Genomic DNA, 25636 nt, shown 5'->3' with positions numbered 1-25636 from the left:
GGTTCGATGTCGAATTCAGCTGTTAATCCGGTAAACCCCGCCGTCCACGGATTGCGCCCGGTGGTGGCGATCGTCGTTGCCGCCGAGGTGTTCGTTGCAGCCTTGCTGCTCACCACCGTCCAACTGCCCACACCCCAATCCCCTTCAGCGGAAATTGCCAGCCTACGTTAAAGGGCACTGTGCCTTCTGTCGTTTGGCGCTATAGGTGTGGCAACGACATCTGAGCGAGGCGCTGACGGCATGCTACAGGCGGGCATCATCCCGGTTACCCATTTCCAGCAGAACTGCACGGTTCTTTTCGACGCAGAAACCAAGGAAGGCGTGATCGTCGATCCTGGCGGCGACGTCGACGTGATCCTGCAGACGATCAAGGAGAACGGCATCGCGCTCAAGGCGATCTGGCTGACACACGGCCATATTGACCATGCCGGCGGCGCCAAGGAGCTGAAGGAAGCGCTCGGGCTTTCGATCATCGGCCCGCACAAGGACGATCTGCCGCTCCTGTCGCGGCTGGAAGAGCAGGCCGAGAAATTCGGTCTGGCGATGAAGGTCGAAAACGTCGTGCCCGACCAGTGGCTGGAGGACGGCGATACCGTCTCTTTCGGCAATCATGTGTTCGAGGTGCTGCATTGCCCCGGCCATGCGCCCGGCCACGTGGTCTATTTCAATCGGGCGCAGGGCTTCGCTCATGTCGGCGACGTGCTGTTCCACGGTTCGATCGGCCGCACCGATCTTCCCGGCGGCAATCACCAGCAACTGCTTGATTCGATCCGCGACAAGATCCTGCCGCTTGGCGATCACGTCGGCTTCATCTGCGGGCACGGTCCCGGCGGCCAGATCGGCGAGGAGCGGCGTACCAATCCCTATCTGCGTGGTCTCTGACCCCTTACAGCGCCGCGCGCCAAATATGGCGCGCGGCGCTGTAACACTGTAAATTATGCAGTAAGGCGGCGATCCTGTTTCGAGGATATCGACCGGCAGCAATGAAAAAAGCGCATGCCCGGGAAAGGCATGCGCTTTCTTATTTGTCCGCTTAGCGGGCTGTTCGATCAGCCAGCGTTGCAGAAGTAGCTGCGGCCATCGTAGCCACGGAAGGTGCCGTTGTCAGGGTTGAACGAGCGGTAACGCTGCGAGCAGTAACGGTACCAGGACGGGGTCCAGGGCTCGAGCGAGCCGTAACCGCCGCCGTAGTTGTCGACGACCACGGGACGCGGGCGATAGACGGGGCGCGGACGGTAGACCGGGCGCGGCTCATAGTAATCGGGTTCCGGGTCGACGTAGACGCGTTCGCTGTAGCGTGGCTGCGAGGCGATCGCGCCACCGATGATCACGCCGGTCGCCAGACCAAGTGCGCCGAGTGCAACGGCGTCACCGTTGTCATGGTGCCGGTGGCGGTTCCAATCACCAGCCTCAGCCGTGCTGAGGGTCGGGAGAACCGAGGCGGCGGCGATGACCGAGAGAACCGTCGCTTTGATGAACTTGTTCATGGCTTCAATCCTGTGCATGGACCGGAGTGGTTCCGGCCTTCATGATGAAAGAAGGTTAACCGCGCCAAACTGAACGGAGCCTGAACAAAAAAACCCGGCATCGCTGCCGGGCTTCAACTTGAATCTTTCAGCAGTATCCGGTGTTAGCCGGAGACCTGCAGGTTGACCGCCTTCGGGCCTTTGCCGCGGCGATCCGGTTCGGTGTCGAAGCTTACCTTCTGATTTTCCGACAGGCCGTTCAGGCCGGAAGCCTGGACAGCAGAGATGTGTACGAAGATATCCGCACCACCATTGTCAGGCTTGATGAAACCAAAGCCCTTATCGGTGTTGAAGAATTTTACAGTGCCAGTTTCGGCCATGCGTCAGGTCCTTTTCTCTCCACCCGTTTGACGGACGGGTAGCATTGCAGTTTGCCCGGTTGGGCGTTGGGCAGGCAGTTCTCGATATTTGAGGAAAGGTTCCTGTTACCGCAGCCAGCCATCGGAAAGGTTGCAAAAAGCGTCCCCCCAGTCTGGCCACCCGGAGTTTTTGCGTCTCCGGCCCGCTTTTATTTCAAGATCTTCCCGTGCTCGTAGATTGCCCGAACAGAGTAAGATTGATGGGTTTATTTTGAATTGGCAAGCAAAACTTTTTAGAAGTGGTATTGCGTCTTGCCATTGCTCAAAAATCGGTCAGTTGCGGTTTTTTCAGGTGATATCTAGGATGCATCGCAAGCTGTTGAAATCACAGCTTTTTGAACGAATGTATCGAGAAGTTGAGTGGTTTGCGCCCAATTTTGCCGCAAGAGACGTGGCCGCCATCGGCGCGCTGTGCGCAGCATAAATTCGCAACTGACTGATATGTTTGAAGCTTCTTGCTGTCGCGCTGCCCCGACTCGAGTCTTCAGTCTTCTCTGCAGAAAACATGCAAGTAATAATGGAAAAATTCTACGGCGCGCGGAAGCGCTTCAAAGTCAAGCAACAGCTTTCCAGGTGGGGGCAGCAACAAGTAACGCAGCAGTTCAGTACCCGTCAAATTCAACGGTTATAGTTCTGCCTATCTCCCGACCAGGGCGTGTCTCGCCTTAGGCGGGAGCCTGCACGCGCCGGTTCTTTGTAAGCTCCGGCACGAGTTCGACCACCAGCATTGCCGCAAAAATGATGGCGCAGCCGACATAGCCGATGGGCGTGATGATCTCCCCAAGCAAAAGCACGCCGAACAAGGCTGCAAACAGCGCCTCGCTCGACAGGAAGATCGCTGCCTGCGGTGCCGTGGTATAGCGCTGGCCGACGACCTGGCAGATGAAGGCGACACCGCTGGAGAAGATACCGGCATAGAGGATTTCCGGCAGCGCGCCCTTGATCGCCTCCATGCTCAAGGGTTCGCTTGCCAAAGCGGCGGCACAGGACAGCACGGCCACGACGGCGAACTGCGTCAGGGATAGCATCATCGGTCGGCCGCTGCCGGCTGCGAAAATGCCGACCAGCATCATCTGCAGTGCCCAGAAGAGCGCGCACACAATGGTCAGATAGTCACCGCCGGTCAGGCTCGACAGCGCCCCGCCGCTCAGCAGGAAGATGCCGAACAGCGCCATCAGTGCGCCGGGCCAGATGATCCAGTGCGGCTTGCGGCGGAGGAAGATCACCGTCAGCACCGGAACGAAAACGACATAAAGGCCGGTCAGAAAACCGGAATTGGTGACGCTGGTGGTCAGCAGCCCATATTGCTGGGTGACTGCGCCGGCGAAAAGCGCAAGTCCGACAAACGCGAAATTGCGCACTGTCGTGCCGGTCAAAGGCTGCGGTGCCCGCCGGGTTTCGACGATGGCAAGCGGTAGCGCGACCAGCGTTGCGATCGCAAAACGCAATGTGATGAACCAGAGCGGGCCGATCGCCTGCATCGCCGTCGATTGGGCGACGAAACCGGCACCCCAGATGGCACCGGAAAACAGCAGGAACAGATTGGCCTGAACGCGGGTCATGATTGCATCTCCTCAGATGCACCGCCGTCTATCAGTTGCGATTTTTCCGGGCAAGGCTCATCGTTGCTGACCGGGCTGCGCGAGATGCCGGAAATGCCCGCGATGACGGGGAGGGGGAAATGGGCGACAGCGGCTATTCCGGAACACCGCTTGTCCGCAAGCTGGGCTTGAGGGACGGCCAGTCGGCGTTGTTGCTTTGCGTTCCCGATAACCTCAACGACATCGCTGGCTTTCCCGGGTTCGCCATCTGCGACACCGCCATCGACGGCCCGGCCTTACGCAGGTACGACTACATCCACGTCTTCGCCGTGGAAAGGGCAGATTTGGAGGCCTCGGCGATGCGTCTTTCCGCAAGTCTGAAGCCTGACGGCATGATGTGGATCTCGTGGCCGAAGCGTGCATCGAAGGTACCGACGACGCTGACGGAGGACATCTTGCGCGAGATCTTCCTGCCGCTCGGTGTCGTCGACACCAAGGTCTGTGCCGTCGATGCGGTCTGGTCCGGCCTGAAGTTCATGTTCCGCAAAAATGTTCGCGCCGGCCTGTGAGGTCGAGGCTCTTACTGCGTCGGCGCCTTGGAGACCCTGAGCAGCGCGCCATCCTCTTCGTCGGTGACCATCAGCAGCGCGCCATCAGGCGCCACGATGACATCGCGGATGCGGCCGAACTCGCCGTCGAACAGCCGCTCTTCGGCGATGACTGCGCCGGTGTCGTCCCGTTCCAGCCGGGCGAGCAGCTGATACTTCAACGCCGCGACCAGCAGGCTGCCGTCCCACTCCGGAAACATCTTGCCGCGGTAGACCGCAAGCGCGCCCGGCGCAATCGAGGGGTCCCAATAGTAGAGCGGCTGGTCGAAGCCGTCCTTTGCCGTGCCTTCGCCGATCTCGGCACCGGAATAGTCCTTGCCGTAGGTGATCACTGGCCAGCCGTAGTTGTGCCCGGGCTGCGGGTTGTTGATCTCGTCGCCGCCGCGCGCGCCGTGTTCAACGGTCAGAAGCGTGCCGTCCTTCGGATCGGTGGCGATCCCTTGGGGATTGCGATGCCCCTTCGACCAGATTTCCGGCAGGCCCTCGGTGCCGCCGCGATAGGGGTTGGCGGCGGGAATGCTGCCATCCGGGTTGATGTGCAGGATGGCGCCGGCATGATCGTGCAGATCCTGGGCGCGGTTTCGATCGCCGCGGTCACCGATGCCGAAGAATAGGCTGCCATCAGGCGCGAACGCGATGCGCGAGCCGAAATGCTGGCCCTTGCGGGTCAGCCTGTTCATTCGGAAGAGTTCCTTGATATCGGTCAGGCTCTTGTCATCAGCCGCCAATGTCGCCCTTACCAGCGCCGTGCCAAAGCCGCCGTCGCCATTGGCCGCAAACGTCAGGTAGAGCGTGCGGCTGGTGGCAAAGTCGGGGGCGAGCGCAATGTCGAGCAGGCCGCCCTGACCCTGTTCTGCCACTTCAGGCACGCCCGCCACCGGCGCCGAGGCCTTGCCGTCGCGGATGATGCGCAGCCGGCCGGCACGCTCGCTGACGATGTAGCCGCCATCCGGCAGGACTTCGACCGACCAGGGGTGTTCGAGCCCGGCAGCCAGCGTCTCGACCAGCACGTCACCGTGCTGAGAGGGGAATTCGCGTGTTTCCTGCGCGCCGGCGGCAAATGGAGGGGCAAAGAAAGCCAGGCCAGCCAGCAGTGGCAGAACCGTCCGTTTCATCGGGGCCGTTTTCAGCCTGGATGCCTGCGCTTGCCGCATTCGATATCTCCGATCTTGCCATGCCGTTGCATGGCAAGCTGGAGCGGTCGTCCGCTTGGTTCAAGTCACATCGGATCAAAAAGGCTTTATTTCGAGATCGAACCTGTGGTCAGCGGCACCGGATGCTGCTCGCCCACCAGTTCGGCGGTCACGATGTAGCGCATCGGTCCGGGCTCGATCGCATCGAAGGGGAAGCAGGTGGCAAGCGCGAGTTTGTGGCCGCTGGCGGCAGAATTGATGCCGCTTTCGTCCCAACGCGCGACCCGGCCCTCGCCGGCACGAAACAGAAAGCGCCGCCCGTCCTTGCGGGTCAGCACCAGTAGATCGCCTGGGGATACGTCCTTCAGCCAGCGGAAATGTGTGTCTCGGTGGGCGGCGATAACGGAGGTGCCTTCGTCGCCGGGAAGGGGAGTGTTGGCAAGCCAGGCAGGCCCGAAGGCAAGCGCCTGGCCGCTTGCTCCCTTCAGCACGATCGCCGAACGGTTGATGCGCGGCGCCGTGATTTCGGCGGTGGTTTCGAAATCGGCCCAGGGCCAGGGCTTGCCGTCGGCCTCGCCGTGCAACTGCGCCTCGAAACTCTTCTTCAACAGCACCTGGGAAACTTCGGCCTTGGCCTTCATGTAAAACCCCTTGCCGACCAGCATCAGGCCGGCAAGGGCGATCAGGGCAATGATCGCGACGACGATGGTCTCGATCGCCGAGAGACGGGCGAGGAAGCCCGGGCGTGGCCCGGGCAGGCCGTCGTCAGCGGCCATGGCGTCGAACCCCTGCGATGACGAGGGCGGCGATCTGGCCGCGCCAGAAGACGAAGGTGCTGCCGGCAACAAGCGCAAAGGCGAGCAGCGTCAGGCCGATGAGGATCTGCTTGTCTGCCTCGGTCGCCGTCTGCGGCAGGTTCACCTGGTTGTTGGCCTCGGCAATCAGGCCGGCCGCGCGCGCGGTCGGCGCCGCCAGCATGCGGTCGGCGGTCACCATCGCCAGCTTCGTCTGACTTTCGGCCGAAGCCTCACGTTCGTCGACTGCGCCGTTTGGATCAGGTTTCTCACCAAAAACCTTGCCGAAGTCCCAGCCGGCCGGAAGGTTGAGCGGCACATCGGTTGCGGTCAGGTTTTCACCAGAGGGCCGCGACGGCGTGGCATCGACGGCGACGAGGCTGGTGACGCGCGAGACCAGATGGTGGGCAAGGGCCACCGTTTCGATCCGCCTGTCGAGCGATGCGGGGTCCGCGATCGATGACGCACTTGCCTCGAGATCGTCAATCTTGCGGCGGGCCCAGAGCTTGGCGATGCCTTCGCCGGTTGCGGCCTTGGCGATGTCCATCTCGACGCGGAAGGGCTGGTCGCCGGCCTTGCCGACGATGCGGATCGTGCCTTCCGGTGCAGTCCCTGCAAGTTCGGCCGTCAGCACGACCGGTTCGCCGCGATAGAGATCGGGCATCGGGTTGGGCGTGATGTCGCCTGTGGCCGCACCTTCGAAGGTCGCGGAGATGTCGGTCATGACGGGGCTTTCGAGCTTGGTGAAAAGCTCGCCCATGCGGGCTGCCACCTGGCTCTCCGAACCGATCAGCGTGAAGGTGCCGCGACCGTACTCGGCGGCCTTGGTCATGAAGTGGCTGTTGGGTGCCGAACCGATGCCGACCGTGAAGACGCGGGCGTCGCCGCGGTTATTCTGGATTTCCTGGAACAGCTGGCCTTCGTTGCCGATGGCGCCGTCGGTGAGGAACACCACCTGGCGAAGTGCTCCCGGTGCGACCGGTCCCTGCGTGCGCAGGGCCGCTTCCAGCGCCGGCAGCATTTCGGTGCCGCCATCGGCGGTCAGGCCGCGCACGAAGGCGATGGCATTCTCGCGCTTGTCGGGCGTCGCCTCGACGAGCGCGGGGAAGTGCACGGTCATCGTGTCGTCGAAGCGGATGACGTTGAAACGGTCCTCCGGTTTCAGCCGTGAGATCGCCAGTGCCAGGCTTTCCTTCGCCTGCTCCATCGACGGGCCGGCCATCGAGCCGGAATTGTCGATGACGAAGACCACTTCGCGCTTGACCGGCTTGTCGGCCTCGGTCGCTGTGACCGGAGGGGTGACGAAGGACAGGAGATAGGTCTTGCCACCCACGGTCTCACGGAAGAGCCCGGCATAGGGGCTCTTGCCTTCGACCGCCTTCCAGCTCAGTTCGAAGTCCCGGTCGGCCGGGACGCTGCCGGCTTTCAGCGTGATCCGGCGGCTCAACTGGTCGATCGTGACCGTATCGATCTCATGTAAGGCCGAGGTCACCTCGGCGATCGGGAAGCCGGCCTTGAGGTTGACCGTCAGCGTCACCGGGTTGATCTTGGCGTTTTCGCGCGGGTCGAGCACCGGCGGCTCGATCTTCTGGCGATCGGGAACCGGATCGCTGACGGCATAGCCCGAGCGGCTGTCGAGATCGACGGTCTGGACGATCGGTTGCGGATTGTAGCGGGGCGCCACCACCATCGGGAAACGAAAGGTAAAGGCGTCGTTCGACTGGTGCACGCCGCTCTGGTACTCGATCTGCACCACCACGGTCTCGCCCGGGCCGATATTGGCGACCTGATTGGTGAAGAGGTTCGGGCGCTGCTGTTCGAGAAGCGCTGCCTTCTTGCCCTCTGCCTTGGCCTGCTCGTAGATTTCCTTGGCGGCCTGGCGCGGCTTGATCTGGCCTTCGATGAAACGGTCGCCGATCTGCATCTTCAGGGTGTCGACCGCGGAATCATCGGGAAGCGGGAAGACATAGGTGCCTTCGACCCAGCCCTTGCTCGGGTTTTCGAACCGCTGCGTCACGCGGGTGCGCATGATCGGGCCGTTGACGTCGATCTGAACGTCGGTCGCCAGGCGCGGCGCCTCGACGAAATAGCCCGGCTCCTTCGATGGGAAGAGCAGTGCGCCGGTGCCCATGTCGTTAGGCCTGACATAACCCGCCATCTGCTGCGGCTGCGGATTTGCTGTCTGGGCGGAGGCCTGGGTCATCAGGCCGAGGAACATCACGATGCAGGCGGCAAGCGCTGCCAGCGCCAGATACATGCCCCAGCGTGCTTCATTTTGCCGTGTTCGTGATTCAGCGATTTCGTCGTCGAGAAACATTGCATACCCCCGTGATGCCATGCGTTCGGATCATGCGAGGAAAGGCCCGGAAACCGGCTGTTGCGGGACGGAATTGCGGCGGACCGCGACAGTTGTCGTGGCCAAATTATGGCATTGCGAAAATTGCGGAATTCCGCTGATTTTTTTGAATAAATCAGGATCGCGGGCCGTTCCGGATCAATCCCATCCGTGCGAGCTGGAGCGCCCGCAAGAGACGAGGCGTGATCACGGGTGCCGCAGGACATGCATCCCGTTGTGGTTGCCGACGGACGCCCGTCAAGCATCGGGCGGCAATCGCCTTTGCTGATCGCACTCATGAAACTTTGTCATGGTGACGCATTTTGCCCGCATTCGCGCGGTTTTTCAGGCCCTGGCGCTTGCAAGACCGGGCGTCTTTCGACATAGACCTAACCGCTATGGAGCCTGGCTTTTTCGTTCCGTAGCGCTCACCGCGTCTCGAAACGATCAGGACCTTTCATCATGGCCTTCCTTGCCGATGCTCTTTCCCGTGTAAAGCCTTCCGCCACCATCGCCGTTTCGCAGAAAGCCCGCGAGCTGAAAGCGAAGGGACGCGACGTGATCGGCCTTGGTGCAGGGGAGCCGGATTTCGATACGCCTGACAATATCAAGAAGGCGGCGATCGACGCGATCAACCGCGGCGAGACGAAGTACACGCCGGTTTCGGGCATTCCGGAACTGCGCGAGGCGATCGCCAAGAAGTTCAAGCGCGAGAACAACCTCGACTACACCGCTGCCCAGACGATTGTCGGCACCGGTGGAAAGCAGATTCTTTTCAACGCCTTCATGGCGACGCTCAACGCTGGCGATGAAGTCGTCATCCCGGCACCTTACTGGGTTTCCTACCCGGAGATGGTGGCGCTGTGCGGCGGCACGCCGGTGACCGTTGCGACGACGCAGGAAAACAACTTCAAGCTCCAGCCAGCTGATCTCGACAAGGCGATCACGCCGAAGACCAAGTGGTTCATCTTCAATTCGCCGTCGAACCCGTCAGGCGCTGCCTACAGCCATGCCGAACTGAAGGCGCTGACCGACGTGTTGATGAAGCATCCGCATGTCTGGATCCTGACCGACGACATGTACGAGCACCTGACCTACGGCGACTTCAAGTTCGCAACCCCGGTCGAAGTTGAGCCCGGCCTCTATGACCGCACGCTGACGATGAACGGCGTCTCCAAGGCCTATGCCATGACCGGCTGGCGCATCGGCTACGCAGCCGGCCCGCTGCAGCTCATCAAGGCTATGGACATGATCCAGGGCCAGCAGACTTCGGGTGCGACGTCGATCGCGCAGTGGGCTGCAGTCGAGGCGCTCAACGGCACGCAGGACTTCATTCCCGAGAACAAGAGGATCTTCGAAGGACGTCGCGATCTGGTGGTGTCGATGCTGAATCAGGCCAAGGGCATCGCGTGCCCGACGCCGGAAGGCGCCTTCTACGTCTACCCGTCCTGCGCCGGCCTGATCGGCAAAACCGCGCCTTCGGGCAAGGTGATCGAGACCGACGAAGACTTCGTCTCCGAGCTGCTCGAATCCGAAGGCGTTGCCGTCGTGCACGGCTCGGCTTTTGGCCTCGGCCCGAACTTCCGTATTTCCTACGCGACGTCGGAAACGCAGCTCGAGGAAGCCTGCCGCCGCATCCAGCGTTTCTGCGCAGCCTGCAAGTAAGTTTGAGGCACTGCAATACATAGAAAAAGCCCGCCGGCGACGGCGGGCTTTTTTGTTGGTAAAAGGATTCAAGACACGGGCAAACTGATTCAGGTCGACCGGTTAAGGAGTTGAAATCAGTTTTGAATCGGCACTTGCTTTACGCGCCCGGCACTTCGTCGTCGCCAACGACACCGCCTTCGCTTTCGAGGATGGAAAGGCGGCGGGCCTCGGAGCGGGTGAACTTCAGGCAGACGCCAATGCCACGCTCACCTTCCGGCAGGAACATGGCGCCAGCATTTTCGAGCGCATGGGTTAGCGACTGGACCACCGTGTCGGCGGGCGTCTCCAGCTTGCGCTCGAACTTCAGGATCGTATCTTCGTTGACGCCTGAAAAGCTCGCCAGCATTTCGCGCGAAATCTCGATCAGCGCCCGTGCGGCGCGGCACTGTGAACCTGTAATCATCGTCACCTCCAGTTGCAGGGAGGATGCGCGAAGGGCTGCAGCGGGTCAACTGCAAGCAAGGGCGCCGCGGCGTTTCGACCGCGGGCCCTTGCTGCGCCGTTTGTCCGAGCCGGTCTGTCGGTGATCGGCCAAGCGGACTTTTGCCCGTGCCTTGCTACCGGCTGAGGCCAGCGTCCTCTTTTCCTCTCATCGCCTCGATGATGCCGGAGATCTCGTCGCTGCCGAAGCCGCCTGCAAGACGCTTTTGCGCCAGCCTTTCGATCGGCTCCATGAATGCCGGATCGATACCCTGGCTGCGGCTCGTCGCGACAATGTTGCTGATTGCCACCGATTGCATCGCGAGGTTCGACATGACGTCGCGGGCATGATCGCCGCTGTCGATCCGCTCGGCATAGTCGGGCAGCGCCGTCATCATCGCGGCAAGCCAGGGCTCTACCAGCGGCAGGAACTGCCTTGCCGTAAAGCCGACGCTACCGGCAAGCGCTGTTGCGTGCAGATAGCCGCCGAAGAGGCCGTACATCGCCGACAGCAGAGCGAGGTCGCTGACCGCGGCGAGGATGGGGTCTTCGCCGAGATAGTGGCTCTGGCCGAAGGCAGCCAGTTGTTCCTGTGCCGTCTCGAAGGCATCGCTGCCGCCGCTATAGAGGATGAAGGCGTCCGGCGTCCCGATCATCGGTGGCGTCGCCATGATGCCGCCATCGAGATAGCGCGCGCCGTGTCCGCCTAGTCGGGTGGCGACCGCCCGGACTTCGTCCGGACGACCATTGGTGAGGTTGATGACGGTCTTGCCGGCAAGCATGGGGGCGACCTCGGCAAGCGTGGCTTCGACGGCGACGTAGTCCGTGAGGCAAAGGACGATCAGATCGCTTGCTACGATGGCCTCACCGACCGTTTCGGCCCGGTGGGCGCCGCGGGCAACGAGAGCGTCAGCTCGTGCCGGCGTGCGATTCCACACGGTGGTGCTATTGCCTGCGGCGATGAGCGCGTTGGCAAGCGCCGTGCCCATGGCACCTAGGCCGATGATAGAAATGCTTTTGGACATCTGATTTCTCTACTTTGGTAGGGTTCAGGCTGCAGGCGACAATTGCTGGCCGAGGCCGCCGTCGACGGTGAGGCGGGCACCGGTGGTGAAGGTGGCGTCGAACGCGAGGAACAGCACCGCGCGGGCGACTTCATCGGCTGTGCCGTTGCGGCCCATCGGCGTGATCGCATCGCCCAATGCCTTGAACTCGGCGCGCTCGGCGTCGGTGATGCCAGACACGCCCTTGGTGGGCGTATCGATGAAGCCGGGGCTGACCGAATTCACCCTTATGCCGCGCGGCAGCAGTTCGGCGGCAAAGACCGAGGCAAACGAGATCAGCGCCGCCTTGCTGCCGCTGTAGACCGCCATGCCCGGATGGCCGCCGACATCGGCGACAGACGAGGTGAAGACGATCGAGCCGCCGTCGCGGATCAGCGGCGTCAGCCGCTGGACGGTAAAGAAGGCGCCCTTGGTGTTGATGGTGAACTGGCGATCATAGGAGGCCTCCGTTACCTGATCGAAGGGCTCGAGCAGTGATGTACCGGCGTTGACGTGCAAAAGGTCGATCGAGCCCAGTTTCTGCCCAACCGTCGCCCCGAGCACGGCGATTGCGCCAAGATCGGAGATATCGGATTTGACCGCATGGACGCGTGAGCCGAAGCGCTCCTGGATCCGGGCGAGGTTGGCCTCGTTGTTGCCGGTCAAAAGCACCTCGGCGCCGCCGTCGACGAGGCGCTCGACTGTGGCGAGGCCCATGCCGTGCGTGCCGCCGATGACGACTGCTTTCCTGTCCTGATAGATACCCATTGTCTCTTCCTTCGATGTTCGGTTTCGATAGGGAAGAGATAATTTCGTGGACGATATTGCGTAAGATAGGCAAATGTGGATCTATCGTCCACATTTGTAGACAATGGAGCCTGCGATGCGCAATCTCAATGACTTCATAGTCTTTGCCCATGTTGTCGATCACAAGGGGTTCGCGCCGGCGGCGCGGGCGCTGAACGTGCCGAAATCGACCCTGAGCAAGCGTGTGGCCGAACTGGAACGAACGCTCGGCGTGCGGCTGATCAACCGTACCTCGCGCCGCTTCACCGTGACCGAGATCGGCGAGGATTTTTATCGGCACGCCGCGGCGATGCTGATCGAGGCTGAGGCAGCCGAGGCTGTCGTCAAGGGCCGGCTTGCCGAGCCGAGCGGCACGGTCAGGATCACCGCTTCGGTGCCGACGGCGCAGATGATGCTGGCGGACCTCCTGCCGCCGCTGGCGCTCGCATACCCCAAGATGCGGGTGATGCTGCACGCGACCGACCGCTTCGTCGATGTCGTGCAGGAGGGCTTCGACATCGCCGTGCGCGACCACTTCGCGCCGTTGCCCGATTCCGGCATGGTGCAGCGGCGGGTGGCGACGGATGCTATCCTCTTGGTGGCGTCACCGGCCTATCTGGAAAATCGCGGACACCCGCGCGACCCCAGCGACCTTTCCCGTCACGACGGCCTCCTGGCATCTTTGACCTCGGAGGGATGGACGATGCGCAACGAAGCGGGTGTGGTCGTCCGGGTCCGCCCGATGCCGCGTTTCCTCGCGGACGAATCCCATGTGCTGCTTTCGGCCGCGGTCTCCGGCCTCGGCATCACGGCATTGCCTCGAAAGATCTGCCGGACGGAAATGGAGGCGGGCAGCCTTGTGCGCGTGCTGCCGGACTGGGAGGCGGGCAGCGTCACCACGACGCTGTTGATGCCGCATCGGCGCGGTCAGTTGCCGTCGGTACGCGCGGTCGTCGATTTCATTGTCGCGCGTTTGCCCGCCGGATAGGCCCCGATGGATAGGCATTGGCAGCAGCGAAGGCGGATGCTCGAAACGAAAAGGCCCGCTCGGAGCGGGCCTTCAATACCTGTCTCGGTCGTGCGCTCAGCGCTCGGCGAGTGCCGGTTCGCCCTTCTTCTCGCGCACCAGGTTCATGAACCGGCGGAAGAGGTAGTGGCTGTCCTGCGGGCCTGGCGAGGCTTCCGGGTGGTGCTGCACCGAGAACACCGGCTTGCCGGCGACGCGCAGGCCGCAATTGGTTCCGTCGAACAGCGAAATGTGAGTCTCTTCAACGCCTTCCGGCAGCGACTTCGAATCGACTGCGAAGCCGTGGTTCATGGAGACGATTTCGACCTTGCCCGTCGTGTGATCCTTGACCGGGTGGTTGGCGCCATGGTGGCCCTGGTGCATCTTCTCGGTCTTGCCGCCCAGCGCCAGCGCCAGCATCTGGTGGCCGAGGCAGATGCCGAACACCGGAATGTCGCTCTTCAACAGGTCCTGGATGACCGGCACGGCATACTTGCCGGTTGCCGCCGGGTCGCCCGGGCCGTTCGAGAGGAAGATGCCGTCCGGCTTCTGGGCAAGCACTTCTTCGGCGCTCGTCGTTGCCGGCATCACGGTGACGCGGGCATTGAGGCCGGTGAAGAGGCGCAGGATGTTGCGCTTGACGCCGTAGTCGAGTGCGACGACGTGATAGGCGGCCTCGGTCTCGCCGAGCGTGGAATAGCCTTCGTCCCAGACCCAGGGCTTCTCGGTCCACTGCGACGACTGGCCTGACGTGGCGACCTTGGCAAGGTCGAGGCCTTCGAGACCGCTCCAGGCCTTGGCTTCTGCCTTCAGCGTCTCGATGTCGAAGACGCCGGAGGGGTCGTGGGCGATGACGGCGTTGGGCATGCCGTTTTCGCGGATCCAGGCGGTCAATGCCCGGGTGTCGATGCCGCAAAGGCCGATGATGCCGCGCGCCTTCAGCCATGCATCGAGGTGCTTGACGGAGCGGTAATTCGACGGTTCGGTGATGTCGGCCTTGAAGATGACGCCGACCGCGCCGTGGCGTGCTGCCGGCGTCAGGTCTTCGATGTCCTCGTCATTGGCGCCAATGTTGCCGATATGGGGAAAGGTGAAGGTGACGATCTGGCTGAGATAGGAAGGGTCCGTCAGGATTTCCTGGTAGCCGGTGAGCGCCGTGTTGAAGCAGACTTCGGCCTGCACCTTGCCGGTTGCGCCGATGCCCTTGCCTTCGATGACGGTGCCATCGGCAAGAACGAGCAATGCGGTGGGTTTTTCAGTGGTCCATGCGGGTGTCGCGGTCATCGTTCCTATCCCGTTGCGGCGTGGAGCGCGGGGCTTGAAAGCCCGGCGGCTGATCGCCATTTCATGTGCTCAGGCATGGACGCGCGGAATCCCCGCGAAAAGTGCTCACATGCCGATGTCGTGCAGGTGCGGGAAAATAGCCAAAGCGCAAAGCCCGGTCAACCGGCCGCCGTGAATTGTCCGGAAATAAAATTCCTTATAATTCAAGGGGTTGTGTAATCCGTTTGATTGCACCTGCCACACTGGTTTAAGACGACGACAACATTGACGCATCGAACCGGTTCCGGGCATGAGCACCGCGGGCCGGCTTCGACATGGAGAAAGACATGCGCGACCAGTTCGCTGAGGTACTGAAAGAAGCCCTGAAGGCCAAGGATACGCGGCGCACCTCGACCGTGCGACTGATCCAGGCTGCAATCAAAGATCGTGATATCGCCAACCGCGGTCTCGGCAAGGATCCGGTCGGCGATGAAGAGATCCTGCAGATCCTCGCCAAGATGATCAAGCAGCGCGAGGAATCGGCCCGGATCTACGATCAGGGCGGCCGGCCGGAGCTTGCCGAGCAGGAGCGCCAGGAAATCGTCATCATCAACCAGTTCCTGCCGGCGCAGCTGCCGGAAGACAAGGTTCGCGAACTCTGTGCCTCCGTCATCCAGGAAACCGGTGCGCATGGCCTGCGCGACATGGGCAAGTGCATGAACGCTCTCAAGGAGCGCTATCCCGGCCAGATGGACTTCGCCAAGGCTTCGGGCCTGGTCAAGGACCTGCTGAAGTAATCGACAGCGCCCGCTCACCTGCAGCGGGCGCCGTTGCGGCACTGATCGTGCCGGCAAGCCCTGCATAGGCTTGGTCGATCAGCGCGAATTTCTCCGCCTGATATTCCCAATATTCCCGGATGAAGCCCTTGGACAGCCAGACGCTGCCACGCCCAGGCAGGCCATCCCACCCCATGCTGCCAAGTTCCGACGCCTTGCCGAAGATGCGCTTCAGATGCGTCTTCGAGATCATGAAGCGCTCGCTGAGATCGCTCGACGACACGACGCCGATATCGGCGCTTTCCGCCTCCGGATCAAACGCCGTGATGCGCGAGAAGAGGTCGTCCATGACGACGCCGCCGGAATTGACCCAGGTGAAGAGATCGAAGGTCGGCCCGGGCCGGCGCACCCGGTCGTTGCCGACGAGGGCGTGGGCGATGGCCGGCTGCAGCCGGGCAAACAGGTGAGGGGTCTGCTCGAGCGTAACCGTCCTTGTGCCGCCGTCGAGCGCGTCCAAAATCGTCAAATGGGCGTGCAGCCATTTCCAGACGTAGTCGAGGGCTGCCTCGGTCGGCTCCAGCGGCCGGGCTCGCTTGTCCGGCCGATCGGCGATATGGCGGGCGAAGCGATAGGCGACCATCTCCTGCGTGAACGAGGCGGCCGTGTTGCGGCTGGCGATGTCGTTTGCGACGATATAGTCGATGAACCGCCCGGAATAGAGACCGCTTGCCGGATCCTGCGGGTTGCGCTCATGGTAGAGGGCAAGGCCCGACTGGGCCATCAGCCAGCGCTGCTGCGAGGCGAAGATCGAAGCCAGCCGCGGGTTTGCGCCATACATCGCGACCATGCCGCGCGCATAGCTGAGCACGGCATTGAAGAAGCCGGCGCTGGATGCAAGTGCTTCGACGGAGAGGGCCATGATGCGGGATCCGAGGTCGGGAGGCGAATTCATCCTATCGGGCCGGACCGGAGTCAAGGTCGAGACACGGCCTGCGTGTAGAAATAAACTCTCGTTTAACGTGTGTTGATCGCGGCGCACAGCAAGCCGGGTTTACAATTGCCGTTGTCATGGCCTGTGAATTGCGGGCATGGCCATTGTGCCCTGTGGCGTCCGGCGGTCTGCCCGCTTATATGGAGGATCGACCAGAGGTATTCATGCGCTTTTCACAGACCTTTCTTGACGAGATACGCGACCGCGTGCCGATTTCGGACGTGATCGCTAAGCGCGTCAGCTGGGATCGGCGCAAGACCAATGTTTCGCGCGGCGACTACTGGGCCTGCTGCCCGTTCCACGGCGAGAAGTCGCCGAGCTTCCATTGCGAGGACCGCAAGGGCCGCTACCATTGCTTCGGCTGCGGCGTCACCGGCGATCATTTCCGTTTCCTCACCGATCTCGAAGGCCTGAGCTTCCCGGAGGCTGTGCAGCAGATCGCCGACATGGCGGGCGTTGCCATGCCGCAGCCCGACCCGCAGGCCGAGAGGCGCGAGAAAGAGCGCACCAGCCTGCTCGACGTGATGGAGCTGGCGACGCAATTCTTCGAGGATCAGCTGCAGCAGGCCAATGGCGCCAAGGCGCGCGCCTATCTGCGCGAGCGCGGGCTGACGGGCCGCACGATCGAGACCTTCCGGCTGGGATTTGCGCCCGACAGCCGCAATGCGCTGAAGGAATTTCTGGCTGGCAAGGGCATCGGCAAGGAGCAGATCGAAGCCTGCGGCCTGGTGGTGCATGGCCCCGACGTGCCTGTTTCGTACGACCGTTTCCGCGACCGCATCATGTTTCCGATCCTGTCGTCGCGCGAAAAGGTGATCGCGTTCGGCGGCCGCGCCATGTCGCCCGATGCGCCGGCGAAATATCTCAATTCCAACGAGACCGAGCTCTTCCACAAGGGCAACGTGCTTTACAACTTTGCCCGGGCGCGACGGGCGATGTCCGGAGCCAGCCGCCCCGGCGACGCCGGGCACAACGAAAATGGTGCCGCGACGATCATCGCGGTCGAAGGCTACATGGACGTGATCGCGCTGCACCAGGCGGGCGTCGAGAATGCCGTCGCACCGCTCGGAACTGCGCTCACCGAAAACCAGCTCGATCTGCTCTGGAAGATGACGTCGCAGCCCGTGCTCTGCTTCGATGGCGACGGGGCCGGCATTCGCGCCGCCAACCGCGGCGTCGATCTGGCGCTGCCGCATCTGAAGCCCGGACGCTCCGTGCGGTTTGCCATGCTGCCCGACGGCAAGGACCCGGATGACCTCGTGCGTCAGGAGGGGCGGGCGCCGTTCGATCAGGTGCTGGCCAATGCCCGTTCGCTTGCCGAGATGGTCTGGCAGCGGGAAATCCAGGGCGGTTCGTTCGACACGCCGGAAAAACGCGCCGAGCTCGAAGCGAAGCTGAAGCAGGTCACGGCCGTCATCGCCGACGAGAGTGTGCGGCGTCACTATGGTCAGGACATGCGCGACCGGCTGCACGCCTTCCTGCAGGCGGCAAGCCCCGGTCGCGGCGGCGAGCGGCGGCAGTTCGAGCGCGGCGGCCGACAGGGTGGCGGCCAGCGCGGCGGGCAGGGCGGGCGTCAGCAGAACACGTCAGGCCCGACGGCGATTTCGGATCGGTTGGCGCGCTCGTCGCTGGTCAGCGGCCAGCAGGCCGTGCCGTCGCTGCGCGAAAGCGTGCTGGCGCTGACCATCGTCAATCACCCGCAGCTGCTGTTCGACGAATACGACGAGATCTCGACCATCGAGTTCGATCACCGCGATCTGCAGCGCTGCTGGGCGGCGGTGCTGAATGCCGCTGCCGCCAACGGCCCGCGCCTGACGCGCGAGGGGTTGGTGGAGCAGCTCGACGCCGAAGGCTTTGCCCATCTGATCGCGGCGATCGACCAGCAGATCCGCTATGCCCGGCTTTGGACTGCGACCGCCGCTGCCGCACCAGAAGATGCGCGCGAAGGCTATTTGCAGGCGCTGGCGCTGCACCAGCGCTCCAAGGCGCTGCATTGGCAAAAGCGCGAACTGGAGCGGGAGTTGGCGCACGCAACGGAGGAGGGAGACCTTGACGCCGTGCCGCAACTGCTGCGCACTCTGCAGGAGGTTCAGTTCGAGGTGACCCGGCTTGAGAATCAGGAAGCGATCATCGAAGGTTTTGGCGTGCTTTCGGGCCGGGTGAAGGGGCCGGCGGCCCGGTAATATCGGCGCAGGTCGGTATAACCGCCGAAAAGCCGTTCAGCGAGGTCGAGATCCGGTCCGATCCTGATCCGGGCAGGATCCCGATTATTCGCGCCAGTGTTCGGCCACCCATCGCGCCGGGTGGATGTAGTGGCGCAGGTGGCTGATCGGGCTCTTTTCGCGGTAGTCGCCGGTAAACAGCCGGCGAATGTGCCCAAGCGGCGTGTCCACGTGGCCGCGTTCGCCATATTGCCCGTCGATAGCATGTTGCGGCAGCAGGTTGCGAGGGAAGAGCACGACGCGCGCATCGGCCGGCAGGCGCGGTTCCAGGAAGTAATTCAGAGGAAAGACGTGGCGACAGTCCCGTCGAAAATGCAGCACCCAGCGTCTGGGATAGAGCTTCACGCCACCCGGCGCATTGCGTGTCACGAAGCGCTGCTCGAAACGATATTCGTCCGCGATAGCCTGTGGGTTGGCCCTGAACTTTTCCTGAAGCGGCACGAGCTTGCCCACAGGGAAGCGGAAAACCGAGGTTTGACCGAGGCGCTCGAAAGGCGTCGTCTGGTTTCTCGCCAGGACAACATCGTCAGGTCCCTCCATCTCGAAGAAACAGTCGAGCGATCCGACAACGACGATGTCGAGATCGAGAAAAAGGACCGGTCCCTTGAGATTGCCGAGATTAGGTCCCCACAGTCGCGATTTCTGCCAGATGCCCGGCGTCTTTGTGGGCATGTTCTCAATGTCGAGCGGCGGCAGATCCTCGCAGAGAATTTCGCCGCGCAGTCCGTCGCGATTGTCGGTAAAACAGGTGAAGGTGAAGGGTGGGGTGATGTTGCGCGCCACCATGGCATAGAGCCGGTTTATAAACGGAACGCCGTATTTCGTACCCCAGTTGATGCAGATCACTTGCTTGACGCCGCCGCTTGCCGCCAGAATGTTCGCCATGATGCCCTTCCGGTTATATCGGTTCCCTAAAGTACCGATGCATCAATAAGGCCGCCCTGTCAAAAGCGCCAATCCCCGACCGAAAACGCCTGCCGATCCTACCGGATATCCCCCTTGCGTCTTCAAATAGGCTGACGCCTATGGCATTGCCGTCGCATCTGGCGATGATGGCAGTGTGTGATTCCCCGAAGGAGATGCAATGGAGTTCGTCGAACGTGCGCAGCACGACAGAAGTGCTGCCAGCCAACTCTTCGACGACGCCGGCCGAGCGCCGCTCGATGTGCTCAAGCGTGTCTACGGCTATTCGGCCTTTCGCGGCCGGCAGCAGGAAGTGGTCGAGCATGTGGCCGGCGGTGGCGATGCCGTCGTTCTGTTTCCGACCGGCGCCGGCAAGTCGCTCTGCTTCCAGATTCCTGCTCTCTGCCGTTCCGGCCTTGGTATCGTCGTTTCGCCGCTGATCGCGCTCATGCGCGATCAGGTGGAGGCGTTGAAGCAGCTTGGCGTCAATGCGGCCGCGCTCAATTCGTCGCTGACACGCGAAGAGGCGGTCGCGGTGCGCCGGCAGATTGCCGACGGCACGCTTGAGCTGCTTTACGTCACGCCCGAGCGCATTGTGACCGACGGCTTCGCCGACCTCATCGGCAATGCTCGCATTGCGCTTTTCGCCATCGACGAGGCGCATTGCGTTTCACAGTGGGGCCATGATTTCCGGCCGGAATACCGCACGCTCGGCCTGCTTGCCGAGCGTTATCCCGGCGTGCCGCGCATCGCGCTGACGGCGACGGCCGATCCGCACACCCGCGAAGACATTATCGAGCGGTTGTCGCTGCAGGGTGCTGAAGTCTTCACCACCAGCTTCGACCGTCCAAACATCGCCTATGAAATCGTCGAGCGCGACCAGCCGCGCCAGCAGCTGTTGCGGTTCCTCAGCCGCTTTCGCGGTTCCTCCGGTATCGTCTACTGCCTGTCGCGCGCCAAGGTCGAGGACACGGCGGAGTGGCTGAACGGGCAGGGGATCCGCGCGCTTCCCTACCATGCCGGCATGGACAGGACGCTGCGCGACGCTCATCAGGACGCGTTCCTGAAGGAAGAAAGTCTCTGCCTGGTCGCGACCGTCGCTTTCGGCATGGGCATCGACAAGCCCGACGTGCGCTATGTCGCCCATCTCGATCTGCCGGGTTCGATCGAGGCCTATTACCAGGAGACCGGTCGCGCCGGCCGCGATGGTCAGCCGTCCGAAGTCTGGATGGCCTATGGCATGGCCGACGTCTTGCAACGCCGCCGGATGATCGACGAGGGCGGTGCGGCCGACGACATCAAACGCATCGAGCGCGGCAAGCTCAACGCGCTCTTGGCGATCTGCGAGACGGCCGGCTGCCGCCGCCAGGCGATCCTCGCGCATTTCGGCGAGGCCCATCCCGGGCGCTGCGGCCATTGCGACACCTGCCTGAAGCCAGTGGAAACCTGGGACGGAACCGAGGCTGCGATCAAGGCGCTTGCCGCCGTCTACCGTACGGGCGAGCGTTTTGGCACCGGGCATGTCGTCGATGTGTTGATGGGGACCGTCAACGAAAAGACCGAGCGTTTTGGCCATGTCGACATGCCGGTTTTCGGTGCCGGCAAGGATCTGCCGGCTCGGACCTGGCAATCGGTGTTTCGACAGTTGCTGGCCGCCGGTCTCGTCAGTGTCGACCACACGGCCTTCGGCGCGATCAAGCTGGAGCCGGAAGCGCGCGCCGTGTTCAAGCGCGAGCGCCAGGTGCTGTTTCGCAAGGACCGCCCGCAGACGGGCAAGGCGGCACGGCAGGCAAAATCCGGCAGCCAGCGCGAACGCGCCGACCTTGCCGGCTCCGATCTCGAGCTGTTCGAACGGCTGCGTGCCGAGCGCTTTACCATCGCCAAGGACCTGAACGTGCCGCCCTATGTCGTCTTCCCGGACGCGACGCTGATCGCGCTCGCCAAGGAGCGCCCGCGCGGCTTCGACGAACTGCTCGATATTCCCGGCATCGGCGAAAGCAAACGCGAGCGCTACGGCGAGGCGTTTCTCGCTGTCATCGACGGATATCTGGAGGGGTGACGCTGCCCGCCGGAGCGCTGTCTGGAGCGGCATTCGTCCGTTGCATCTATCGCGCCGCCGACGCGGCGCGATAGATGGTGCCCAAGTGGACACACGGTTCCAGCCTCGCCGACCGCGCACTCAAGCCTAACGGCAACCGTAGCAATCTGTCTTGCACGACGAAGGCTACGACATAAAATGTCGAGCAAACCGTCTCGCCATGCAATGCCCTGTCGTTTTGCCTAGGGAATGCCGCCCGGAGCTTTGGATCCGCTGGAATTTGCTGCAACGGGAAAGCTGGCGTGGTACTCGTTTGACACGAAACGTCCTTTTCACAGTGAAAGCGGCCAGCCATGACCTCAGCCTTTTTGTCCCACCTTCGTTCTGAACTCGATCGCCTGAAGTCATCCGGTCTCTACAAGTCGGAGCGGGTGATTACCTCGAAGCAAGCGGGCGAGATCGAGGTTGCCTCGGGCGAGCGGGTGCTGAACTTCTGCGCCAACAACTATCTTGGCCTTGCCGACAACGCGGAGCTGGCCGAGGCTGGAAAAAAAGCGCTCGACCGCTATGGCTATGGCATGGCGTCGGTGCGCTTCATCTGCGGCACGCAGGAAGAGCACAAGCAGCTGGAGGCGCGCATTTCGTCGTTCCTCGGCCTGGAAGACACGATCCTCTATTCCTCCTGCTTCGATGCCAACGGCGGCCTGTTCGAGACGCTGCTGGGCGAAGAGGATGCGATCATCTCCGATGCCTTGAACCACGCCTCGATCATCGACGGCGTGCGCCTCTCCAAGGCCAAGCGCTTCCGCTATGCCAACAACGACATGGCAGCACTTGAAGAAGAGCTGAAGAAGGCCGAAGGCAGTCGCTTCAAGCTGATCGCCACCGATGGCGTGTTCTCGATGGACGGCATCATCGCCAATCTCGGCGGCGTGTGCGATCTCGCCGAGAAATACGGCGCCATGGTCATGGTCGATGACAGCCATGCGGTTGGCTTCGTCGGCAAACATGGTCGCGGCTCGGCCGAACATTGTGGCGTCGAAGGCCGGGTCGACATCATCACCGGCACGCTCGGCAAGGCGCTCGGCGGCGCCTCGGGCGGCTACACCTCTGGCAAGGCCGAGGTGGTCGAGTGGCTTAGACAGCGCTCGCGCCCCTATCTCTTCTCCAACACGCTGGCGCCGGTGATTGCCGCAGCCTCGCTGAAAGTCTTCGACCTGATCGACAACGGCGATGCGTTGCGTCAGCGGCTCTATGCCAATGCGGCGTTGTTTCGCACCGAGATGTCGAAGCTCGGCTTCACCCTTGCCGGCGAGGGGCACCCGATCATCCCGGTGATGCTTGGGGATGCGGCACTCGCCCAGGAGATGGCGGCGCGCATGCTGAAGAAGGGCGTCTATGTCATCGGCTTCTCCTTCCCGGTGGTGCCGAAGGGGCAGGCGCGCATCCGCACGCAGATGTCGGCGGCCCACAGCGAGAACGACGTGCGCCGGGCGATTGCCGCCTTCGAAGAGGTCGGCCGCGAGCTTGGCGTGATCTGAGGGCAATTCGGCCCCTCACCCTAGCCCTCTCCCCGCAGGCGGGGAGAGGGGACTTATCTCTGGTCGGTGGTTGAAGAGGGACGCGAAGTTTGCGGCATCGTCCTTCTCCCCGCGAGCAGGGAGAAGGTGGCGGCAGCCGGATGAGGGGCACCCTCACCGGGCGGATGAGGGGCTGCGGTTAAAGGCGCGACGGCAAGGTTTGTGCGCCCGAGAGAGGCGCGGCGCCTGAACGGCGATGATTTTGGAGGCGATCGATGACGAACATGATGAAGGCGCTGGTGAAGACGAAGCCTGAGGTCGGGCTGTGGATGGAGCGCGTGCCGGTGCCGGAGGTCGGACCGAACGACGTTTTGATCAAGGTGAAGAAGTCGGCGATCTGTGGCACCGACGTGCACATCTGGAACTGGGACCAGTGGGCCCAAAAGACCATTCCGGTGCCGATGGTCGTCGGTCACGAGTTCATGGGCGAGATCGCCGGGGTCGGCTCGGCGGTGACGAAATACCACGTCGGCGAGCGCGTCTCGGGCGAGGGGCATATCGTCTGCGGCAAGTGCCGCAACTGCCGCGCCGGTCGCGGCCATCTCTGCCGCAACACGCTCGGCGTTGGCGTCAACCGGCCGGGCTCGTTCGGCGAATTCGTCTGCCTGCCGGAATACAACGTCGTGCCGATCCCTGAAGACGTTCCCGACGAGATCGCAGCGATCTTCGACCCCTTCGGCAATGCAGTGCACACCGCCCTTTCCTTCGATCTTGTTGGCGAGGACGTGCTGGTGACCGGTGCGGGCCCGATCGGCATCATGGGGGCGCTGGTTGCCAAGCGCTCGGGCGCGCGCAAGGTTGTCATCACCGATATCAACCCGACACGGCTTGAACTTGCCCGCAACCTCGGCATCGACCATGTCGTCGACGCATCGAAGGAGAACCTTGCCGACGTGATGAAGGCGATCGGCATGACCGAGGGTTTCGATGTCGGGCTGGAGATGTCGGGCGCGGCACCGGCGTTCCGCGACATGATCGACAAGATGAACAATGGCGGCAAGATCGCCATTCTCGGCATTGCGCCGGCCGGCTTCGAGATCGACTGGAACAAGGTGATCTTCAAGATGCTCAACCTCAAGGGCATCTACGGCCGCGAGATGTTCGAGACCTGGTACAAGATGATCGCCTTCGTCCAGGGCGGGCTCGACCTTTCGCCCGTCATCACCCACCGCATCGGCATCGACGACTTCCGCGACGGCTTCGAGGCCATGCGCTCCGGTAACTCCGGCAAGGTCGTCATGGACTGGTGAACGGGGACCGGCGAGGCGGCTCGCTTCGCCAGAACGCTGAAATCCACAAGGCCGCGTATCGCCATCGATGCGCGGTCTTTTTGTCAATTGGCAAGGCCGAACTGGATCTCGATCTCGTGGTAGCGAGAGCCGGGGCCAGCCCAGCGGTGATAGATCTCGCGGCTTTCGCCGGAGAAATTGTGCCGGCTCATCTCGATCTTTTCGACGAGCGGCGCATAGCCCTGGGTGAAGAGGCTTCGCATCGGCCCCTGATGCAGGGTGGAGGCGACCATGATCGGCTCCAGCTCGATCATGTCGAGCGTGCCGTCATAGGCTTCACCGTCTTCCACCGGCCGGCAGATGCGCCAGTCAAATGCGGCCTTGGCGTTTTTCGGCAGGTTCTGCGCGATGAAGATCCATGGCCCTGAGGGCTTCAGCCCTGCGCGGTCGATTTCCGCGTCGATCAGCGGCGCAAGCTCTGCGCTTGCATGTCTGACGTCGGGAATCGTCAGCCTGCGTTGAATGCTGATGACGCGCATTGCGCCGGTTTCCTTGATGTTCAAGAGTGCCTCCATTTTCTCGGTCGGAAGGTCAGTCGAGATCGGGTCGAGGGCAAGCGGAAAACCGGAATAATGTTGCGAACACGCGGGCGAAGTTCGGGTTTTCGGGAATTGTTTTGCGTCTTGGCACGCGTTGTTCAATCCGGCTTGTTCGCCCGTGTTCACGCACTATCTTTGCCGACAGTTGCGGGCGACCGCGATCGACGGTTGTGGCGGCCAAAGGAGCCAGTGCATGCGTTACGAGGGAAGTTGCCATTGTGGCAAAATCGCTTTCGAGGTCGAGGGAGACTTCGCCGAGGCGATCGATTGCAATTGTTCGATGTGTCGCCGGCGGGGCGGCCTGCTGGCCTTTGTTCCACGCGACAGTCTGAGCCTGAAGACATCGGAAGCCGATCTCTCGACCTATGAGTTCAACAGGCATGTCATCAAACATCACTTCTGCAGCCATTGCGGTATCGCGCCTTTCGGCGAAGGAGCCGGTCCGAACGGACCGATGGCGGCCGTCAACCTGCGCTGTCTGCCGGAGTTCGATATCGAGGCGGTGAAGATCGTCAAATACGACGGGCTATCGGTATGACCGGCGGTATTGTGCATAGGTATGGTTGCGCGTGCGGATGCGACGCAATCTTGCCTTGCCGATAGGCAGTATCGACCCTTGTCTTTTTATGGGCAACGCCTACATGTTCAGCGGAAGCTGATAAACACCCGAAAACGTGAACTGAGGCGATTTTTGCCGAATCAGGCGGTTTTTCAGCGGAAATGCTTGACGGGATCGAAAATTCTGGGAATCACCATTTCCAAGCAAGAAATGGCGAA

24 protein-coding genes are annotated in these 25636 nt (G+C 62.4%); 11 read left to right on the top strand and 13 right to left on the bottom strand.

The annotated features are described in order from the left end of the window. Window positions 1–6 precede the first annotated feature (6 nt). Window positions 7–171: a hypothetical protein gene (locus LPJGGPFB_RS15900; protein ID WP_173420784.1), complete on the top strand. Its 165-nt coding sequence runs from the start codon at window positions 7–9 to the stop codon at window positions 169–171. 69 nt (window positions 172–240) lie between these two features. Next, a complete protein-coding gene (locus tag LPJGGPFB_RS15895) occupies window positions 241–882 on the top strand; it encodes an MBL fold metallo-hydrolase (RefSeq protein WP_173421065.1) in 642 nt (213 codons plus the stop codon). Between the two features lie 167 nt (window positions 883–1049). On the opposite strand, the gene LPJGGPFB_RS15890 is transcribed toward LPJGGPFB_RS15895, so the two are convergent. From LPJGGPFB_RS15890 to LPJGGPFB_RS15880, 3 genes are all read right to left on the bottom strand, one after another. Further along, window positions 1050–1487, bottom strand: a complete 438-nt coding sequence (locus LPJGGPFB_RS15890) for a BA14K family protein (RefSeq protein ID WP_173420783.1) — start codon at window positions 1485–1487, stop codon at window positions 1050–1052. Between the two features lie 143 nt (window positions 1488–1630). Next, on the bottom strand, window positions 1631–1846 hold the full coding sequence (locus LPJGGPFB_RS15885) for a cold-shock protein (RefSeq protein ID WP_077504822.1): 216 nt from the start codon (window positions 1844–1846) through the stop codon (window positions 1631–1633). Window positions 1847–2550: 704 nt separating this feature from the next. Continuing rightward, the gene (locus LPJGGPFB_RS15880; protein WP_173420782.1) at window positions 2551–3447 is read right to left on the bottom strand and encodes a DMT family transporter; all 897 of its coding nucleotides are present in this window, start codon (window positions 3445–3447) and stop codon (window positions 2551–2553) included. A gap of 119 nt (window positions 3448–3566) precedes the next feature. Between LPJGGPFB_RS15880 and LPJGGPFB_RS15875 the strand changes: the two genes are divergently transcribed. Next, the gene (locus LPJGGPFB_RS15875) at window positions 3567–3995 is read left to right on the top strand and encodes a hypothetical protein (RefSeq protein WP_173420781.1); all 429 of its coding nucleotides are present in this window, start codon (window positions 3567–3569) and stop codon (window positions 3993–3995) included. A gap of 11 nt (window positions 3996–4006) precedes the next feature. Here LPJGGPFB_RS15875 and LPJGGPFB_RS15870 read toward each other — a convergent pair whose 3' ends face one another. From LPJGGPFB_RS15870 to LPJGGPFB_RS15860, 3 genes are all read right to left on the bottom strand, one after another. Then, a complete protein-coding gene (locus LPJGGPFB_RS15870) occupies window positions 4007–5149 on the bottom strand; it encodes a PQQ-dependent sugar dehydrogenase (protein WP_234902825.1) in 1143 nt (380 codons plus the stop codon). Window positions 5150–5274: 125 nt separating this feature from the next. Next, a complete protein-coding gene (locus tag LPJGGPFB_RS15865; protein WP_173420779.1) occupies window positions 5275–5943 on the bottom strand; it encodes a class GN sortase in 669 nt (222 codons plus the stop codon). Further along, window positions 5933–8278 carry a marine proteobacterial sortase target protein gene (locus LPJGGPFB_RS15860; RefSeq protein ID WP_173420778.1) on the bottom strand — a complete coding sequence of 782 codons (2346 nt, stop codon included), beginning with the start codon at window positions 8276–8278 and terminating at the stop codon, window positions 5933–5935. The genes LPJGGPFB_RS15865 and LPJGGPFB_RS15860 overlap by 11 nt, the downstream gene beginning before the upstream one ends. A 480-nt stretch (window positions 8279–8758) precedes the next feature. Here LPJGGPFB_RS15860 and LPJGGPFB_RS15855 point away from each other — a divergent pair, with 480 nt between their 5' ends. Further along, window positions 8759–9961, top strand: coding sequence for a pyridoxal phosphate-dependent aminotransferase (locus LPJGGPFB_RS15855; RefSeq protein WP_173420777.1), 1203 nt, complete (start codon window positions 8759–8761; stop codon window positions 9959–9961). 139 nt (window positions 9962–10100) lie between these two features. On the opposite strand, the gene LPJGGPFB_RS15850 is transcribed toward LPJGGPFB_RS15855, so the two are convergent. The 3 genes from LPJGGPFB_RS15850 to LPJGGPFB_RS15840 all read right to left on the bottom strand — a co-directional run bounded on the left by LPJGGPFB_RS15850 (window position 10101) and on the right by LPJGGPFB_RS15840 (window position 12234). Then, entirely contained in the window at window positions 10101–10406 is a 306-nt protein-coding gene (locus LPJGGPFB_RS15850) for a helix-turn-helix domain-containing protein (protein ID WP_173420776.1), read from the bottom strand. Window positions 10407–10560: 154 nt separating this feature from the next. Continuing rightward, window positions 10561–11448: an NAD(P)-dependent oxidoreductase gene (locus tag LPJGGPFB_RS15845; protein ID WP_173420775.1), complete on the bottom strand. Its 888-nt coding sequence runs from the start codon at window positions 11446–11448 to the stop codon at window positions 10561–10563. Window positions 11449–11472: 24 nt separating this feature from the next. Next, entirely contained in the window at window positions 11473–12234 is a 762-nt protein-coding gene (locus tag LPJGGPFB_RS15840) for an SDR family oxidoreductase (RefSeq protein WP_173420774.1), read from the bottom strand. A gap of 115 nt (window positions 12235–12349) precedes the next feature. Here LPJGGPFB_RS15840 and LPJGGPFB_RS15835 point away from each other — a divergent pair, with 115 nt between their 5' ends. Next, the gene (locus tag LPJGGPFB_RS15835) at window positions 12350–13240 is read left to right on the top strand and encodes a LysR substrate-binding domain-containing protein (RefSeq protein ID WP_173420773.1); all 891 of its coding nucleotides are present in this window, start codon (window positions 12350–12352) and stop codon (window positions 13238–13240) included. Between the two features lie 96 nt (window positions 13241–13336). Here LPJGGPFB_RS15835 and carA read toward each other — a convergent pair whose 3' ends face one another. Next, window positions 13337–14542: a glutamine-hydrolyzing carbamoyl-phosphate synthase small subunit gene (carA, locus tag LPJGGPFB_RS15830; protein WP_173420772.1), complete on the bottom strand. Its 1206-nt coding sequence runs from the start codon at window positions 14540–14542 to the stop codon at window positions 13337–13339. A 326-nt stretch (window positions 14543–14868) separates the two neighbouring features. Between carA and LPJGGPFB_RS15825 the strand changes: the two genes are divergently transcribed. Next, window positions 14869–15318 carry a GatB/YqeY domain-containing protein gene (locus LPJGGPFB_RS15825; RefSeq protein ID WP_173420771.1) on the top strand — a complete coding sequence of 150 codons (450 nt, stop codon included), beginning with the start codon at window positions 14869–14871 and terminating at the stop codon, window positions 15316–15318. On the opposite strand, the gene LPJGGPFB_RS15820 is transcribed toward LPJGGPFB_RS15825, so the two are convergent. Further along, complete coding sequence (locus tag LPJGGPFB_RS15820; RefSeq protein WP_234902824.1) at window positions 15299–16216, bottom strand: hypothetical protein; 918 nt, start codon at window positions 16214–16216, stop codon at window positions 15299–15301. The genes LPJGGPFB_RS15825 and LPJGGPFB_RS15820 overlap by 20 nt on opposite strands. A 236-nt stretch (window positions 16217–16452) precedes the next feature. Between LPJGGPFB_RS15820 and dnaG the strand changes: the two genes are divergently transcribed. Continuing rightward, window positions 16453–18471 carry a DNA primase gene (gene dnaG / locus LPJGGPFB_RS15815; protein ID WP_173420770.1) on the top strand — a complete coding sequence of 673 codons (2019 nt, stop codon included), beginning with the start codon at window positions 16453–16455 and terminating at the stop codon, window positions 18469–18471. Between the two features lie 84 nt (window positions 18472–18555). Here dnaG and LPJGGPFB_RS15810 read toward each other — a convergent pair whose 3' ends face one another. Next, entirely contained in the window at window positions 18556–19395 is an 840-nt protein-coding gene (locus LPJGGPFB_RS15810; RefSeq protein ID WP_210264401.1) for a glycosyl transferase, read from the bottom strand. 199 nt (window positions 19396–19594) lie between these two features. On the opposite strand from LPJGGPFB_RS15810, the gene recQ reads away from it, so the two are divergent. From recQ to tdh, 3 genes are all read left to right on the top strand, one after another. Next, on the top strand, window positions 19595–21472 hold the full coding sequence (recQ, locus tag LPJGGPFB_RS15805) for a DNA helicase RecQ (protein ID WP_173420769.1): 1878 nt from the start codon (window positions 19595–19597) through the stop codon (window positions 21470–21472). Between the two features lie 332 nt (window positions 21473–21804). Further along, window positions 21805–22992 carry a glycine C-acetyltransferase gene (locus LPJGGPFB_RS15800; protein WP_173420768.1) on the top strand — a complete coding sequence of 396 codons (1188 nt, stop codon included), beginning with the start codon at window positions 21805–21807 and terminating at the stop codon, window positions 22990–22992. A gap of 254 nt (window positions 22993–23246) precedes the next feature. Continuing rightward, a complete protein-coding gene (gene tdh, locus LPJGGPFB_RS15795; RefSeq protein WP_173420767.1) occupies window positions 23247–24281 on the top strand; it encodes an L-threonine 3-dehydrogenase in 1035 nt (344 codons plus the stop codon). Between the two features lie 83 nt (window positions 24282–24364). Here tdh and LPJGGPFB_RS15790 read toward each other — a convergent pair whose 3' ends face one another. Further along, on the bottom strand, window positions 24365–24823 hold the full coding sequence (locus LPJGGPFB_RS15790) for a GyrI-like domain-containing protein (RefSeq protein WP_210264400.1): 459 nt from the start codon (window positions 24821–24823) through the stop codon (window positions 24365–24367). Window positions 24824–25052: 229 nt separating this feature from the next. Between LPJGGPFB_RS15790 and LPJGGPFB_RS15785 the strand changes: the two genes are divergently transcribed. Continuing rightward, the gene (locus LPJGGPFB_RS15785) at window positions 25053–25397 is read left to right on the top strand and encodes a GFA family protein (protein ID WP_173420765.1); all 345 of its coding nucleotides are present in this window, start codon (window positions 25053–25055) and stop codon (window positions 25395–25397) included. Window positions 25398–25636 lie beyond the last annotated feature (239 nt).

The organism is Ensifer adhaerens, assembly GCF_013283195.1.
Classification (GTDB): domain Bacteria; phylum Pseudomonadota; class Alphaproteobacteria; order Rhizobiales; family Rhizobiaceae; genus Ensifer; species Ensifer adhaerens_G.
Note: the sequence above shows the minus strand (reverse complement) of the source record. Positions and strands in the feature narration are given on the sequence as shown.